Origin of the sequence: Micromonospora sp. B006 (assembly GCF_003408515.1) — a bacterium.
Lineage (GTDB): Bacteria > Actinomycetota > Actinomycetes > Mycobacteriales > Micromonosporaceae > Micromonospora > Micromonospora echinospora_A.
This window is the reverse complement of sequence record NZ_CP030865.1, coordinates 1,738,013-1,754,392: the sequence shown is the minus strand read 5'-3', so window position 1 is coordinate 1,754,392 and position 16,380 is coordinate 1,738,013. Positions and strand designations below refer to the sequence as shown.

13 protein-coding genes are annotated in these 16,380 nt (G+C 72.5%); 5 read left to right on the top strand and 8 right to left on the bottom strand.

Annotated elements, in window-relative coordinates; all coding sequences use genetic code 11:
- The first annotated feature begins 394 nt into the window (after positions 1–394).
- Positions 395–1,960 (top strand): aldehyde dehydrogenase family protein, encoded by a 1,566-nt coding sequence (locus MicB006_RS08430; protein WP_116505061.1) that lies wholly within the window; start codon positions 395–397, stop codon positions 1,958–1,960.
- Between the two features lie 176 nt (positions 1,961–2,136).
- Here the strand turns inward: MicB006_RS08430 and MicB006_RS08425 are convergent, their stop codons facing one another.
- On the bottom strand, positions 2,137–3,264 hold the full coding sequence (locus tag MicB006_RS08425) for a GNAT family N-acetyltransferase (RefSeq protein WP_225980678.1): 1,128 nt from the start codon (positions 3,262–3,264) through the stop codon (positions 2,137–2,139).
- 80 nt (positions 3,265–3,344) lie between these two features.
- The gene (locus tag MicB006_RS08420) at positions 3,345–4,049 is read right to left on the bottom strand and encodes an amino acid-binding protein (RefSeq protein ID WP_116505060.1); all 705 of its coding nucleotides are present in this window, start codon (positions 4,047–4,049) and stop codon (positions 3,345–3,347) included.
- 150 nt (positions 4,050–4,199) lie between these two features.
- Here MicB006_RS08420 and MicB006_RS08415 point away from each other — a divergent pair, with 150 nt between their 5' ends.
- Positions 4,200–5,270: a phosphotransferase family protein gene (locus MicB006_RS08415; protein ID WP_116505058.1), complete on the top strand. Its 1,071-nt coding sequence runs from the start codon at positions 4,200–4,202 to the stop codon at positions 5,268–5,270.
- Positions 5,271–6,482 (top strand): acyl-CoA dehydrogenase family protein, encoded by a 1,212-nt coding sequence (locus MicB006_RS08410; RefSeq protein ID WP_116505056.1) that lies wholly within the window; start codon positions 5,271–5,273, stop codon positions 6,480–6,482.
- Between the two features lie 19 nt (positions 6,483–6,501).
- Here the strand turns inward: MicB006_RS08410 and MicB006_RS08405 are convergent, their stop codons facing one another.
- From MicB006_RS08405 to MicB006_RS08380, 6 genes are all read right to left on the bottom strand, one after another.
- On the bottom strand, positions 6,502–7,548 hold the full coding sequence (locus MicB006_RS08405) for a LacI family DNA-binding transcriptional regulator (RefSeq protein ID WP_116505054.1): 1,047 nt from the start codon (positions 7,546–7,548) through the stop codon (positions 6,502–6,504).
- Between the two features lie 84 nt (positions 7,549–7,632).
- Positions 7,633–9,066, bottom strand: coding sequence for a GH1 family beta-glucosidase (locus MicB006_RS08400; protein WP_073830125.1), 1,434 nt, complete (start codon positions 9,064–9,066; stop codon positions 7,633–7,635).
- Positions 9,063–9,863 (bottom strand): carbohydrate ABC transporter permease, encoded by an 801-nt coding sequence (locus tag MicB006_RS08395; RefSeq protein ID WP_198937639.1) that lies wholly within the window; start codon positions 9,861–9,863, stop codon positions 9,063–9,065. Before MicB006_RS08395 ends, MicB006_RS08400 begins: the two co-directional genes overlap by 4 nt.
- 105 nt (positions 9,864–9,968) lie before the next feature.
- A complete protein-coding gene (locus MicB006_RS08390) occupies positions 9,969–10,949 on the bottom strand; it encodes a carbohydrate ABC transporter permease (protein WP_043325606.1) in 981 nt (326 codons plus the stop codon).
- Between the two features lie 119 nt (positions 10,950–11,068).
- Entirely contained in the window at positions 11,069–12,388 is a 1,320-nt protein-coding gene (locus MicB006_RS08385) for an ABC transporter substrate-binding protein (protein WP_116505052.1), read from the bottom strand.
- A 274-nt stretch (positions 12,389–12,662) separates the two neighbouring features.
- On the bottom strand, positions 12,663–13,208 hold the full coding sequence (locus tag MicB006_RS08380) for a plasmid pRiA4b ORF-3 family protein (RefSeq protein ID WP_192900206.1): 546 nt from the start codon (positions 13,206–13,208) through the stop codon (positions 12,663–12,665).
- A gap of 150 nt (positions 13,209–13,358) precedes the next feature.
- Here MicB006_RS08380 and MicB006_RS08375 point away from each other — a divergent pair, with 150 nt between their 5' ends.
- Both MicB006_RS08375 and MicB006_RS08370 read left to right on the top strand, forming a co-directional pair.
- The gene (locus MicB006_RS08375; protein WP_116505048.1) at positions 13,359–14,144 is read left to right on the top strand and encodes a pyrimidine reductase family protein; all 786 of its coding nucleotides are present in this window, start codon (positions 13,359–13,361) and stop codon (positions 14,142–14,144) included.
- A gap of 483 nt (positions 14,145–14,627) precedes the next feature.
- Entirely contained in the window at positions 14,628–16,376 is a 1,749-nt protein-coding gene (locus tag MicB006_RS08370) for an ATP-binding protein (RefSeq protein ID WP_116505046.1), read from the top strand.
- Positions 16,377–16,380 lie beyond the last annotated feature (4 nt).

Below are 16,380 nucleotides of genomic sequence, written 5' to 3'. Positions count from 1 at the left end.
GGAGCGGGGACGGCGCTTCGGGCTCCGGCTGCCGCGAGGCAGTGGTGGTGGGGTGACCGCGGGAGCCTCGGGAGCGCTCCCATGGATAAGCGACAATGTAATGGGCACGCAACACGTTGGGAAGGCCGTCGCCGGTGGACCTCGCCGGACGTACTGGTGGGTAACCAACGGGAGCTGGATCACATCATCGACGCACCTCGATATCGAGGCGGCTCGTTCCCAGCTCAGCGGCATCGCGACTGCGACTAACGCGCCGCCGACGGCCCCGTCCGGGCCGCCGCCGTCCTGGCATACGAGCGTACGGTTGCCCGCCCGCTCGGCACCGCGCGACAGTACGCCTCACCTGCGGTGCCATCGACGCCGCCGCTCCCCGGACAACCCTGAGGAGATCGCGATGGCTCTACGACTCGCCGAGGGCACCTCCTGGTCCGACACGCTCGCCCGGGCGGTGGCCGCCACGCCCGAGGCATTCGACACCACACCCGAGGGCATACCCACGCTCCACAATCTCGTCCAAGGGCAGTGGCGCGCGCTCGGCACACCGGCTCCGGTCCGTACCCCTGTCGACAACACGGTCCTCATCAACCTGGCCCGGCTCGACGCCGAGGCGGCGCGCGGCGCTGTCGCCCACGCCGCGGCGGCGCACCGGGAGTGGGCGCGGACCCCGCTGCCCGAGCGCGTCGCCCGGGTCACCGACGCGCCCGACGCGCTCACCGAGCACCGCGACCTGCTCGCCCTCCTGCTGGTCTGGGAGATCGGCAAGCCGTGGCGGCTGGCCTGCGCCGACGTGGACCGTGCGCTGGACGGCGTGCGCTGGTACGTGGGCGAAATCGAGCGGATGCTCGCCGACGGCCGGGAGCCGCTGCCCGGCCCGGTCAGCAACATCGCCTCCTGGAACTACCCGATGAGCGTGCTGGTGCACGCCGAGCTGGTGCAGTTGCTGGCCGGCAACGCGGTGATCGCCAAGACGCCGTCGCAGGGCGGCGCGGTCTGCCTCACCGTCGCCCACGCGCTGATGCGCCGCGCCGGACTGCCCGCCACCCTGCTGTCCGGCAGCGGCGAGGAACTGTCCGAGGTGCTCGTCCGCGCGCCGGAGATCGGCGCGGTGGCGTTCGTCGGCGGCCGCTCCAACGGCGGCAAGGTCGCCGCCGCGCTGCTCGACTGCGACAAGCGGCACTTCATCGAGCAGGAGGGCCTCAACGCCTGGGGCATCTGGAACTTCTCCCAGTGGGACTCGCTCGCCGCGCATCTGCGCAAGGGCTTCGAGTACGGCAAGCAGCGCTGCACCGCGTACCCCCGGTTCGTGGTCCAGCGCGACCTGGTCGACGAGTTCCTCGACATGTACCTGCCGGTGGTCCGCTCGATCCGGTTCGGCCACCCGCTCGCGGTCGGCGACGACTGGTCGGCCGGCGACCCGCTGCCGGAGCTGGACTTCGGGCCGCTGATCAGCGCCGCCAAGGCCGAGGAGCTGCGCCGCAAGGTCGAGGAGGCGGTACGCGGCGGCGCCGTGCCGCTGCACCGGGGCAAGCTCGACGGCGCGCCGTTCCTCGACGGGCAGGACACGTCCGCGTACGTGGCGCCCGCAGTGCTGCTGGCCCCGCCCGGCCGGTCCCGCCTGATGCACGCCGAGCCGTTCGGCCCGGTCGACACCATCGTCGTGGTGGACACCACCGACGAGCTGCTGGCGGCGATGAACGCCTCCAACGGCGCGCTCGTCGCGTCGCTGGCCTGCGACGATGAGGAGCTCGCCGGCAAGCTGGCGGTGGACCTGCAGGCGTTCAAGGTGGGCATCAACAAGCCGCGCTCCCGGGGCGACCGGGACGAGCCGTTCGGCGGCCGGGGCGCCTCCTGGAAGGGCGCGTTCGTCGGCGGCGACCTGCTGGTGCAGGCGGTGACGGTGGGCGGCGACGGCCGGCTCTACGGCAACTTCCCCGACTACAGCAGCTACCCCGCCACCTGATCCCGCGAACACGGACGGGGCCCCCGCATCGGGGGCCCCGCCGCGTCACCGTCCCCCGCATCGGAGGTCGGTCCGGGTGGCGCGCGAACGCGCCGGTTGCGGCCCTCCGGTCGGACCCCTCGGGCGTGCCGCGCCGTTGCGGCTCACCTCCGTGGTCCGGCCGGACGGCCGTCAGCTCATCCTGGCCGTCGCGCCGGCACGACCGCGCCGCGACCGGCCACCGCCGGTCCGCCGGTCACCGCGTCACCGCCGGACGCCGGCTCGCCCGTCGGCGGCGCGGGAACCAGCGGAAGCGTCACGGTCAGCACCGCGCCGTCGCGTTCCATCGCCACCGGCCGGTCCAGGCGGCGCAGCGTCCGCAGCATCGGGGTGTTCTCGGCCTGCACGTGCAGCAGCACCGCGGCGTACCCGGCCCGGTCGGCGTGGCCGAGCAGGCGGCGCAGCAGCGCCGAGCCCAGGCCCCGGCGCTGCCAGTCGTCGCGGACCAGCAGCGCCGCCTCGGCCTCGTCGCCCTCACCGAGCAGGTTCGCCATCGCCACGACCGGCTCCGCCGCCCCGCCGGAGCCCGCCGTGGCGAGCAGGGTCACGCCCCGGGCCGGCTCCAGCAGCCGGCGCAGCCGCGCCGGCGCCGGGTCGGCCGCCCCGCTCAGGTAACGCCGCTGCCGGCTGCGCGGCGAGCAGGCCGCGTGCAGCTCGCGTACGCCGGGGACGTCCTCGGCCGTCGCCGCCCGCACCGACACCTCCCCGCCGTCAGGCAGCACCAGCGTGACCCGGTCGGTGTCCCGGCGGGCCAGCATCGCCGCCAGCTCGACCAGGGCCTGCGCCCGGGCGTACTCGGCCGGGGTGAAGCTCGGCTCCCGGCGGCGCAGCTCGTACGCGCCGCCGGCCGGGTCCGCGAGCGCCATGGTCGTGCCGCCCACCCCGCCCGGCGCGGCGGCGGGCGTCGGACGCCAGGTCACGATGTCGGCGCCGAGCAGCGCGCGCAGCGCCGCGCCGGTCGCCTCCGGGTCACGGACCAGCCGCCCGGCGAGCCCGACCACCCGGGTCGGCTCGTCGGCCAGCCCGCGCGCCTCGCTGCGCGCGACCCAGCAGTCCCGGCCCCGGCCGCGTTCCACGGCGGCCCGCAGCTCCGCCTCGGTGACGTGCTCGGGGGCGTCGACCAGGAAGTCGTCGACCGCGCCGGCCTCGGTGGTGTGCACCTGCACGCTGAGGATGTTGACCCCGCGCAACGCGAGGCTCGCCGTGAGCACCGACAGGTAACCCGGCCGGTCGTCCACGGTGGCTCGGATCCGCCACAGCGCCATGGTTGTCTCCCTTCCTCGACACCGACCATGCCGTGCCCCTGTTGCGGGCCCGTTGCCCCGCGGTGACGCGGCCCGTCCGGTCAGGTGACGGTGGTCACGGGTGGCGCGCCGACCAGGTCCAGCCGGTCGCCGAGGATCACCGCGCTGGCGCGGACGATCTGGGCGAGCCGGTCCACCTCGGTGGAGTGGAACCCGGCCGCGGCCAGTGGCTCGCTGTGGTCGCGGGCGACCACCAGCACCAGGCCGGCCCGGCCGAACGGCGCGACCGCGTAGTGGTGCCCCTCCGGGCTGGTGATGGACCGCGCCCGCAGCGGGGTCACCTCGGGCAGCCGGGGCGGCGTCGGCGCCCGCCAGCTCGCGTGGCCGATCGCGGCGACGCCCGCCTCGCCGCTGCGCGAGGCCCAGTCCAGGGGTACGACGGCGGCCACCGCCCAGTCGGCGGCAAGCAGCCCGGGGGCCGCGTCGACGAGCGTGGCCACCCCGTCGGCCGGGTTGGCGGCCACCTGCGCGAGCAGTTCCGCGTCCTGCCCGGTGGTGGTGGGCGCGCCAATCGCCCGCCACACGCCGTCCACCCGCACGCCGGGGATCGCAGCCAGCCCGGCGAGCATCCGCTCCACCCGCGCCGCGCCCGGCCACACCACTGTGAAGTCGTCCACCGCCCGGCCGCCGAGCCGCTCCAGGACCACCACCTGCACGATGTCGGCGCCGGAGACGCCGAGTGTCCGGGCCACCTGGCCGAGCGTGCCCGGTCGGTCCGGCAGGGTCACCCGAACTCTCAGCAGCATGTCTGTTCCCCTCCGCTCGGCGCGCCGGCCGGGCGGCCGGCAGGCTGGGGCCCAGCCTGCCGGTTGACCATTTCGCCCCTGTTGCAGCGGCATGTCCCGCCGGGAAAGCCTGACCTTGACAACAAAGCTGAGCTGCCATCAACTATTCGGATGACCGATCCGGCCGCCGTCGCCCGGTTCTCGGCCGGCTCGGCACCCCGCGGGCTCGACCTCGACCGGCTCACCGCCTACCTGGCCGCGCACCGGCCGGATCTGACCGGCCCGCTGTCGGCGCGGCTGATCGCCGGCGGCAAGTCCAACCTGACCTACCTGCTGCGCGCCGGCGACCGCGAGGTGGTGCTGCGCCGGCCACCGCTCGGGCACGTGCTGGCCACCGCGCACGACATGGCCCGGGAGCACCGGGTGATCTCGGCGCTCGCGCCGACCGGCGTACCGGTGCCGGAGGCGCTGCTGCTCTGCGCCGACGAGAGCGTCATCGGCGCGCCGTTCTACCTGATGGCGAAGGTCGACGGCGAGGTCTACCGGCGGCGGGAGCAGACCGACGCGCTGACGCCGGCGCAGCGGCGCGACCTCGCGATGGCGATGATGGACACGCTCGCCACGCTGCACCGGGTCGAGCCGGCCGAGGTGGGCCTGGCCGACTTCGGCCGCCCCGAGGGCTACCTGGGCCGGCAGGTACGCCGCCGGGCCGGCCAGCTCGACCGCTCCCGCAGCCGGCCGCTGCCCGGCATCGACGAGCTGCGCGACGCGCTGGCCGCGAGCGTGCCCGAGGGCGCGAACGCGGGCCGCATCGTGCACGGCGACTACCGGCTGGACAACCTGCTCGCCACCGTCGACCCGGTGGCGGTGCGGGCGGTGCTCGACTGGGAGATGGCCACGCTCGGCGACCCGCTGGCCGACCTCGGGCTGCTGCTGACGTACTGGGACGTGCTGGGCGACAGCGACCACGGCGAGGGCAACCCGGTGGCCGACGGCATCGGCCCGCGCGCCGGTTTCCCCACCGGCGCCGAGCTGATCGAGCGGTACGCCGGGCGCGCCGGCGTCGACGTCGGGCCGCTGCACTGGCACGTGGCGCTCGGCTGTTTCAAGCTGGCGGTGATCTGCGAGGGCATCCACTACCGGCACACGCTCGGGCAGACGCTGGGCGAGGGTTTCGACCGGATCGGTGACATGGTGGCGCCACTCGTGGCGCACGGGCTGCGCGCGGTGAGGGAGAACTAGATGGAGTTCGCGTACGACGACCGGACGGTCGAGCTGCGGCAGCGGCTGGAGGCGTTCCTCACCGAGTGCGTGTACCCGGCCGAGCCGGTGCACCACGAGCAGGTGCTCGCGGCCGGCGACCCGTGGGCCCGCCCGCCGGTGATGGCGGAGCTGAAGGCGCAGGCGCGCGAGCGCGGGCTGTGGAACCTGTTCCTGCCCGACGCCCGCTACGGCGCCGGCCTGACCAACCTGCAGTACGCGCCGCTGGCCGAGCTGACCGGCCGCAGTCCGCACCTGGCACCGGAGGCGCTCAACTGCGCCGCGCCGGACACCGGCAACATGGAGCTGCTGGCCGAGTTCGGCTCCGAGGCGCAGCGCAAGCAGTGGCTCATGCCGCTGCTGGCCGGGGAGATCCGGTCCGCGTTCTGCATGACCGAGCCGGAGGTGGCCTCCTCCGACGCGACGAACATCGGCACCCGGATCACCCGCGACGGCGACCACTACGTGATCAACGGCCGCAAGTGGTGGTCGTCCGGGGCGATGGACCCGCGCTGCGAGATCTTCATCGTGATGGGCAAGACCGACCCGGACGCCGACCGGCTCCGCCAGCAGAGCATGATCCTGGTGCCCCGGGACACCCCCGGCGTGACGGTACGACGCGGGATGCGCGTCTTCGGCTACAGCGACGCCCCGCACGGCGGGCACGCCGAGATCGACTTCACCGACGTGCGGGTGCCGGCGGAGAACCTGGTCGGCGAGGAGGGCACCGGGTTCGCCATCGCCCAGGCCCGGCTCGGCCCCGGCCGCATCCACCACTGCATGCGCCTGATCGGCATGGCCGAGCGGGCCCTGGAGCTGCTCTGCCGGCGCGTGCTCGACCGGGTGGCGTTCGGCCGCCCGCTCGCCGAGCAGGGCGTGGTGCGGGAGTGGATCGCCGAGTCGCGGGTCCGCATCGAGCAGGCCCGCCTGCTGGTGCTCAAGACCGCGTGGCTGATGGACACCGTCGGCAACAAGGGCGCGCACACCGAGATCCAGGCCATCAAGATCGCCACGCCGCTGATGGCCGAGTGGGTGATCGACAAGGCGATCCAGGCGCACGGCGGGGCCGGTGTCAGCCAGGACACCCCGCTGGCCGAACTGTGGGCGGCGGCCCGCACGCTGCGCCTGGCCGACGGCCCGGACGAGGTGCACCGCGCCTCGCTGGCCCGCCGGGAACTGCGCCGCTGGTCCTGACCGGCTCCCTGCGGGCGGGTCAGGCGGAGGCGCGGTGGATGAGCTCGGTGTCCAGCAGCACGTGCGGCGAGGGGACCTCCTCGCCGCGGATGCGGGAGACCAGCAGCCGGGCCATCTGCCGGCCCATCTCCTCGACCGGCTGGAACACGGTGGTCAGCGGCGGCTCGGCCTGACGCGCGATCGGGGCGTCGTCGAAGCCGATCACCGCGACGTCCTCGGGCACCCGGCGGCCGGCCTCGCGCAGCGCGCGCAACGCGCCGAACGCCATCAGGTCGGAGGCGACGAACACGGCGTCCAGTTCCGGGCAGACGTCCAGCAGCCGGCGCATCGCCGCGGTGCCGCTGCCCTCGCTGAAGTCCCCGTACGCGATCAGGCCCGGGTCGACCCGGCCGCCAGAGGCCCGGACGGCCTCCTGGTAGCCGGAGAGCCGGGCCAGGCCGGCGCCCATGTCCTGCGGGCCGGCGATGGTGGCGACCCGCCGTCGCCCCTTGCGGAACAGGTGCTCCACCGCCTGCCGCGCGCCGCCGACGTTGTCCATGTCGACGAACCACGCCGGCTGGGCGTTCGGGTGCAGCATCCGCGCCGGCCGGCCGCCGAGCACCGTCGGCAGGCCGCGCTCCTCCAGCAGCGTGGGCAGCGGGTCGGCGTCGTGCAGCGAGAGCAGGAGCACGCCGTCGACGTGCTGGTTGGTCAGGTGGTGCTCGACCCGTTCCCGCTCGATCGGCGACTGCACCATGGCCAGCCAGAGCTGCATCGGCGTCTCCACCAGCCCGGAGCTGACGCCCCGCACGATCGCCGCGAAGAACGGCTCGGTGAAGACCCGCTCCCCCGACTCGGAGACGACCAGGGCCACCGAGTCGGTCCGCTGGGTGACCAGCGCACGGGCGGCGCGGTTCGGCACGTACCCCAGCTCGGCGATGGCCTGCTGGACGGCGGCCCGGGCCTCCGGGCTGACCTGCGGCGAGCCGTTGACCACGCGGGAGACCGTGCCGCGCCCGACGCCGGCGCGAGCCGCGACCGCGTCGAGGGTCGGACGCCCGAGCGAGCGGGTGCGCTGCGTTGTCATCGTCTGTTGCTCCTCCGACGGTCGGGCGGACCCGGCACCGATTGAGGCGTCGGCGCCGGGCCGCCCGTTACTGGCTGGCCCAGCTTATTGTGCGGGCAGTCCGTTGCGTCGGATCACGTCGGCGTACCACCTGGCGCTGGACTTCGCGATCCGGGCCTGGCTGTCGTAGTCGACATAGACCATGCCGAACCGCTTCGTGTAGCCCCAGGCCCACTCGAAGTTGTCCATCAGCGACCAGGCGAAGTAGCCCTTGAGCGGCACGCCGGCCTCGATCGCGGCGTGCGCCGCGCGCAGGTGCGCGGCGAAGTAGGCCAGCCGGTCCGGGTCGTCCACCCGGCCGTCGACCAGCTCGTCGACGAACGCCGAGCCGTTCTCGGTGACGTAGAGCGGCAGGTCCGTGTACTCCCGGTGGACCCGCTCCAGCGTCTCCACCAGCCCCGGAGCGTCGATCTCCCAGTTCATGTCCGTCACCGGGACACCCCGGGTGACGAACCGGACGTCCTCGCTGGCCGGCCAGCAGGACGGCGCCCGCCAGTAGGGCTCCGGCTCCGCGCCCTCGACCGGCGCGGCAACCACGTGCCGGCTGTAGTAGTTGATCCCGACCATGTCCAGCGGCGTGGCGATGGTCGCCAGGTCACCGTCGCGCACGTGCCCCATGTCGGTGAGCCCGCGCACGTCGGCGACGAGGTCCGCGGGGTACGCGCCACGCAGCACCGGGTCGAGGAAGAACCGGTTGGCCAGCGCGTCGATCCGGCGGGCCGCGTCGGCGTCCGCCTCCGAGCCGGTCGCCGGGGTGACCGGGTACAGGTTGACGGTGATGCCGAGCTGCGCGTCCGGACGGACCGCGCGGACCGCCTGCACGGCCAGACCGTGACCGAGCATCAGGTGGTGCCCGGCCCGCAGCGCGTCCGCGCCGTCGGAGCGGCCCGGCGCGTGCACGCCGGAGCCGTAGCCGAGGAACGCCGAGCACCACGGCTCGTTCAGCGTGGTGAAGTACTTCACCCGGTCGCCGAGGGCCTCGGCGACCAGGTGCGCGTACTCGGCGAACCGACCGGCGGTGTCCCGGGCCGGCCAGCCGCCCGCGTCCTCCAGCGGCTGCGGCATGTCCCAGTGGTAGAGCGTCAGCCAGGGCTCGATGCCGTGGCCGAGCAGTTCGTCGATCAGGCGGCGGTAGAAGTCCATGCCCTCCTGGTTGACGCCGCCCGTGCCGCCCGGCTGCACCCGCGGCCAGCTCACCGAGAAGCGGTACGACCGCAGGCCCAGGTCGGCCATCAGCCGCACGTCGTCCGGCATCCGGTGGTAGTGGTCGCACGCCACGTCGCCGGTGTGCCCGGCCACCGTCCGCCCCTCGGTGTGGCTGAAGGTGTCCCAGATCGACGGCGTACGGCCACCCTCCGCCGCCGCGCCCTCGATCTGGTACGCGGCGGTGGCCGCGCCCCAGAGGAAGTCGGGCGGGAAGGTGAGGGCCGGACCGGCGTCGAGGAGACCGACGGCGGGCGGGCTTGCTGGGTTGCTCACGACTTGACGGCGCCTTCCATGATGCCGCCGATGATCTGGCGGCCGAACAGAACGAACACGACGAACAGGGGCAGGGTCGCGATCAACGTACCGGCGAAGATCTGCGAGTTGTCGGCGAAGTAGGCGGTGTTGAGGCTGCGCAGCGAGATCTGGACGGTCGGGTTGGACGGGTCGGCCAGCACCACGAACGGCCAGAAGAACTGGTTCCACTGCTCCATGAAGGTCAGCAGACCCAGCACCGCGGCGGCCGGACGCAGTGCGGGCGCCACCACGTGCCAGTACACCCGCCAGGTGGAACAGCCGTCCACCCGAGCAGCCTCGATCAACTCGTTCGGTACCGCCTGTTCGGCGTACTGGCGCATCATGAAGATCCCGAAGCCGCCGATCAGGAACGGAACGGTCACCGACGGCATGGTGTTCAGCCAGTCGAGCTTGGCCATCAGGATGTACAGCGGCAGCACGCCGAGCTGGATCGGCACCATCATCGAGGTGAGGATGATCAGCAGCAGCGCGTTCTTGCCCCGGAAGCGCAGTTTCGCGAACGCGAAGCCGGCCAGCGAGCCGAAGAACACCGTCGCGACGGTGATCGTCCCGGAGACCAGGAACGAGTTCATCAGGCCCTTGAGGATGTTGGCGTCGCTGTTGGCGAGCACCCGCTCGATGTTCTCGCCGAGCTTGCCGCCGGGCAGGAACGGCGGCGGCCAGGAGTTGGCCGCGTCGTTCGTCCGGCTGGCGATCACGATCATCCAGTAGAACGGGAACAGGGAGAGCAGCACGCCGAAGATCAGGCCGATCATGGTGAGCGGGCTGGCCTTCCAGAGCCGCTCGGCCCGGTGGGTGGTCTTCACCGGCGCGCTGTGCCGGGTGGGCGGGCGGACCGCGGTGGTCGTCATCTCGTCACCTCACTTGTCGGAGCTGATGCGGCGGGCGAGCAGGTAGTTGATCGCCGACATCAACGCGATGAGCACGAAGAGCACGAGCGCGACCGCTCCGGCGTACCCCCACCGGAAGCGCTGGTTCATCACGTCGAGCAGGTACATCGTGATGGTCTGGAACTGCCCCTCCGAACCACCGGAGAGACCGCCCGAGCCGCTGGTGAACAGCAGAGGCTCGGTGAACAGCTGAAGGCCGCCGATGGTGGAGATGATCAGCGTGAAGATGATCGTGGGGCGCAGCTGCGGGACCGTGATGGACCAGAACTGGCGCCGCCGGGAGGCGCCGTCCAGCGCCGCGGCCTCGTACATGTCCTTGCTGATCGACTGCATGGCGGCGAGGTAGATCAGCGCGTTGTAGCCGACCCACCGCCAGTCGACCATGGTGGAGATGGCGAACCATGAGGCGAAGCGGTTCGCCCGCCAGTCGATCGGGTCCAGGCCGATGCTGTCGAGCAGCCAGTTGACCAGGCCGAAGTCCTTGGCGTAGAGCATCGAGAAGATCAGCGCGACCACAGCGGTCGAGGTGATGATCGGCATCGCGATGGCCATCCGGAAGAACGTCTGCGCGCGCAGCTTCCGGTTCAGCGCGTTGGCGAGCATCAGCGCCAGCAGCAACTGGGGCACTGTGGAGAGCGCGAACATGCCGAACGTGTTGACCACCGCGTTCCAGAACTGCGGGTCCTCGGTGATCAGTTCGACGAAGTTGTCCATCCCGACGAAGGAGATCGTCGGGTTCAGCGGCGACCGGTCGGTCAACGCGATCCAGACCGTGTACGCGATCGGGTACACGCCGAACACGGCGAAGATCACGAAGAACGGCAGGACGTACAGGTACGGCGAGTACTTCAGGTCCAGCCGGGTCATCGAAGCGGCGCGGCGGCGTGTGTGCCGTGCGGAGCGCGGCGCGCCGGGCTCGGGCGGCGCCGCGGCGTGCAGGTCGAGGCTCATGGGGAGTCCTTCTCCTCGGCCGGCGTCACCCGCCACACGGGCGACGCCGGACTCTGCGGGCACCGCGGGTGGCGCCGGCAGCGTGGGCTGCCGACGCCACCCGCGGGCGGCTCAACCGGTCACTTACCGGCGGCCGCACCGTTCTTCAGGGCCGCCTGCCACTGGTCGCCGGCCGACTTGCCCTGCTCCACGGCGCGCAGCGTGTTCTCCACGGCGGTGCGGACCGCGTTGTTCTTCGGGCCGAGGTAGACCGGCTTCAGCTCGGTGGCGCCGGCGGCGAAGATCTTGCCGACCGGGGCCTTGCTGAAGTAGTCGTTGGTCGAGTCGGCGACGGCCGGGTCGGTGAGCGCCTGCGGGTTCGACGGCAGGTTGCCGACCGCCTTGTACGCGCCGATCTGACCCTTGGCGCTGGTCAGGAACTTGGCCAGCTCCGCGGCCTCCTTCTGGTGCTTGCTCGACTTCGGCACGCCCAGGAAGGAACCGCCCCAGTTGCCACCGGCGCCCGGCGCCTTGGCGATGTCCCACTTGCCGGCCGCCGCGTCACCGGCCTGGCCCTTGATGACACCGGTCATCCAGGCGGGGCAGGCGATGGTGGCGAAGGTGCCGTTCTTGAAGCCGGCGTTCCACTCGTTGGAGAACGACTGGAGGTTGTTGGACAGCCCGGCGGCGATCATCTTGGTGGTGAGGTCGTACGCCGTCTTCACGTCCGCGTTCTGGTCGATGACCATCTTGTTGCTCTTGTCGTAGTACGTGTAGCCGCTGCCCTGGCCCGCGACCTGCATCAGCACCACGTTGTAGAAGTTGGTCGCCGAGTCGACGAACTTGTGCTTCTTGTCGGCGGCGGCGAACTTCTGGCCGGTGGCGATGAACTCGTCCCAGGTCGGCCAGAGCGCGCCGACCTGCTCGCGGTCGGTGGGCAGCCCGGCGGCCTTGAACAGGTCGCTGCGGTAGCACAGCGCCATCGAGCCGACGTCGGTGCCGAGGCCCAGCACCTTGCCGTCGGGGGTGGTGCCCTGCTCCCACTTCCACGGCAGGAAGTTGCCCTTGAGGTCGTTCGCGCCGTGGTCGGCGAGGTTCACGAACTTGTCGGCCTGGGCGTAGAACTGGACGATCGTGCCCTCTTCCAGGGCCACCACGTCACCGGCGCCCGAGCCGGCGGTGATCTGCTGCGTCAGGCGGGTGTTGTAGTCACCGAGGCCGAGACCCTTGCCCCGCTCCTGGATCTTGACGTTCGTGTGCTCCGCTTCGTACTGCTTGTACAGCTCTTCGTAGCCGAAGCCCTGGTCGCCGAAGACGTCGACGACCAGCGTGATCGGGCCGCTGCCGCTGCCGCTGTCGCTGCTGTCCGAGTCGTCGCCGCAGGCGGCGGTGGTGCCGAGCACGACGACGGACGCGAGCGCGATGGCCGCGAACCGCCGACGGCGGATTGGGACGCTCATCCGAGACCCCTCTTTCGGTGGTGAGGCGATATCTGCTGTGTGGTGGGGGGTGCGTTTCGCGCGGGCCGGAGCGGGCAGGAGGGAGATCCGCACCACTCTCGGGAGCGCTCCCATGAGGTTGCCGGGAGGTGACAGGGGTGTCAATAGACCGTTGGGAGCGTTCCCATTTCGTTACCGCGCCGCCGGGTGACCCTCCTCGGAACCCGCGCTCAGCGGCGCGCGGGCGGCGCGATCAGCGGCGCGGGAGGCGCGATCAGCGGCGCGGGAGGCGCGGTCAGCAGCAGCGGCGCAGCAGGACGGTGGCGCGGTCGCTGTCGAACGCGGCCGGATCGAATGCCGGCCCGGCCCACTCGCGCATCGTCAGGTGCTCCGGGTGCGCCGGATCGGCGAGCGCGGCCAGCAGGACCGCGTACCCGGCGGGACCACCCACGTCCTCCGGCGGGCAGGCCCGCTCACCGTCCAGGCAGACCGGGTAACGCTCGTCCGGGTCGGCGGCACAGCAGTCCTCCACCACCAGGTCGTGCTCCCACCAGTCACCGAAGTCGTAGGTGTAGCGGAACCGGTCGCCCTTGCCCACGACCGCGTCCAGCCGCACGTCCAGCTCGTCGCGCAGCACCAACTCGCCGTCCGGATCGGGTTCGCCGTACTGCCGGCCGTCCACGTCGAACGAGTGCAGGTGGCAGTCGCGCCAGCCCATCGCGTGCTGGATCACCCGGTGCAGCCGGTCCAGCGTGTAGCCGCCAGGCACCAGAATCCGCCGCCACACCCGCGGCCGGACCCCGGCCAGCGACACCATGAGCTGGAGAATCTGACGCGACACGACGTCCCATCCTTCCTCGGCATAGGCTGCCTGCATGATCTGCCGAGCCTGCCGGGAACGGCGGCACGACGACTGTCCTGGCCGGAAGTGGTGCGACTGCCAGCACCGTACCCCCGAACCCACCCCTCCGGTCACCGGTCCGGCCGGCGAATGAGCGTCGGAACCCCGATCGAACGGATCTGGCCCGCACCCGTCACCGGCGCGCTGACCGATCCGGAACTCACCGCGCTCTACGGCCGGGCGACCCACCCGCACCTGCGGGTCAACTTCGTCTCCAGCGCCGACGGCGCGGTCACTCTGGACGGCTACTCCGCCGGGCTCTCCGGCGAGCCCGACAAGCGGGTCTTCGGGCTGCTGCGGATGCTCTGCGACGCTCTCGTGGTGGCCGCCGGCACGCTGCGCCACGAGGGCTACCGGGCTCTCCGGCTGAGCCCGGAACGCCGGGCCTGGCGCCGCGAACGAGGGCTGGCCGAGTTCCCGACGCTCGTGGTCGTCTCCGGCTCGCTCGACCTCGACCCGGCCCAGGCCGCGTTCGCCGACGCCCCGGTCCGGCCGGTGGTGCTCACGCACGCCGACGCCGTACCGCCGCCCGGCCTCACCGACGTCGCCGACCTGGTCCGCTGCGGCACCGGCCGGGTCGACCTCGCTGCCAGCCTGGCCGAGTTGCGCCGCCACGGCCTGGACCAGGTGCTCTGCGAGGGCGGCCCGCACCTGTTCGGCGCGCTCACCGCCGCCGACCTCGTCGACGAGCTGTGCCTGACCGTGGCGCCCCTGCTCGCCGGCGCCGGTCCGGGCCGGATCACCGCCGGGGACGCCAGCCCACCCCGCCACCTGCCGCTGCGCCACGTGCTGGCCGCCGCAGACGGGGTGCTCATGCTGCGGTACGCCCGCGACCCCGCCGACCACACACCCGCCGGATCCGCCCCCGCCGCCTGAGCCGCACCCGGCTCCCGGCTCCCGGCTCCCGGCTCCCGGCTCCCGGCTCCCGAGATCTTGGTACCGAACGGCCCCTATGAGGGCGCTCTCGTACCAAGATCTCCGAGCTTCCCGGACAGCGGGACGTGGGTCTCGACATTTGGGGCGGCTCTCGCGCCGAGCGGCGAACTATGGCGACTTGTCGCTCACACCTGACCGAAACTCGCCAAGCAACCGGGGTGCGCGGGGCGAGTGGAACGTCATGGGTGTCAAAAGCGCGCGGAGACACCCATGACGTTCCACCGGGCCGGCCGGGCCGGGGGCCGAAGACAGCGCCGGGGCGGGCGGAAACGTACGGACCGTGGCCGGGCGGATCCGGGCGGCTACCGTTCGGCGCACGGCCGGCGTGGCGTCCGCCGCGTCGCGTGGCAACCTGTCGCATCCCTCGGGCAGGATGCACGACGTGCACCGCCAACGGTACGACCAGCCGACCGGAGATCGCCGATGACCGACGACCAGCTCGACGGGCCCGGCGAGGGTGTCGGCCGGGTGCTCGGCACCGCCGACGCCACCCCGCTCACCTTCTGGACGGCTGTCGCGCCGGGCAGCTACCTGCAGCTGGACGACGTGGTGGTGACCCGCCGGGAGCTGCCCGACCGTGAGCCGGTGACGATCGCCGGGGTGGTGACCCAGGTGCGCGCCCGGCACGAGGGGGCGCAGTTCGACTCCGACGTCTTCGCCATCGCCGACGGCACGCTGCCGGCGCAGGTGCAGGAGGCCGCCGAGGTCACCACCACCCGCGTCGACCCGGAGTTCTACGTGCCGCCCACGCCGGGCGCGGTGGTGCACCGGGCCGAGGGGGACGCGCGGGCGCGGGCGCTGCACTTCGACCGGATGGAGCGGCGGATCCCGATGGGGATGGGCCGCGACGGCGTGCCGGTCTACCTCAACGCCGACTTCCTCGACGGCACCAGGGGCGCGCACGTGTCGATCTCCGGCATCTCCGGCGTCGCCACCAAGACGAGCTTCGCCACGTTCCTGCTCTACTCGGTGTTCCGCTCCGGCGTGCTGGGCGGCGACGCGGTGAACGCCAAGGCGCTGATCTTCAACGTGAAGGGCGAGGACCTGCTCTTCCTCGACCACCCGAACAGCCGGCTCGACGACCCGACGCGGGCGGCGTACGCGAAGCTGGGCCTTGATGCCGGCGCGTTCCCGGACGTGCGGGTGTACGCCCCGCCGCGGGTCGGCGACTCCTCCGGCACGCCCGATGTGAGCAGCCGGCTCACCGGCGTCGACAGCTTCTACTGGACGCTGTCCGAGTTCTGCGCCGACCGGCTCCTGCCGTACGTGTTCGCCGACGCCGACGACGAGCGCCAGCAGTACACGATGGTGGTCCACTCAGTCGCCGCGCACCTGGCCCGCTACGCCCAGCCCGCCGACGGCGGGGTGAGCATCGACGGGGTGCGGCTCGGCTCGTACGCGGATCTGGTCGACCACGTGGTCGAGCAGCTCAACGACGACGAGACGCGCGGCGAGTGGGCCGGCAGCGCGGTCGGGCTGGGCACCGTGAACGCGTTCGCCCGCCGGCTCATCGGCAGCAAGAAGGACCTGGGCCGGCTGATCCGGGGTGATCTGGCGTCCCGCCGTCCGCACTCGATCAACACGGCGGAGAGCGCCCAGGTGACCGTGGTCGACCTGCACAACCTGCCGGATCGCGCGCAGCGGTTCGTGGTCGGCGTGACGCTCAAGAGCGAGTTCGAGCGCAAGGAGAAGGCGGGCACCGCCAAGCCGCTGCTGTTCGTCGTGCTGGACGAGCTGAACAAGTACGCGCCGCGGGAGGGCTCGTCCCCGATCAAGGAGGTGCTGCTCGACATCGCCGAGCGGGGCCGTTCGCTGGGCGTGATCCTGGTCGGTGCGCAGCAGACCGCCAGCGAGGTGGAGCGGCGGATCGTCACCAACTCGGCGATCCGGGTGGTGGGCCGGCTCGACCCGGCCGAGGCGTCCCGCCCGGAGTACGGCTTCCTGCCGCCCGCCCAGCGGCAGCGGGCGCTGCTGGCCAAGCCGGGCACGATGTTCGTCAACCAGCCGGACATCCCGGTGCCGCTCTGCCTGGAGTTCCCGTTCCCGGCGTGGGCCACCCGGGTCTCGGAGGCGGGCCGCGCGCCCTCGGAGACGCTACGGTCGATCACCCAGGCCGCCGATCCGTTCGCGGTGGTCGGCTCCGGCTCCTCCGACGACGACATCCCGTTCTAGGCGG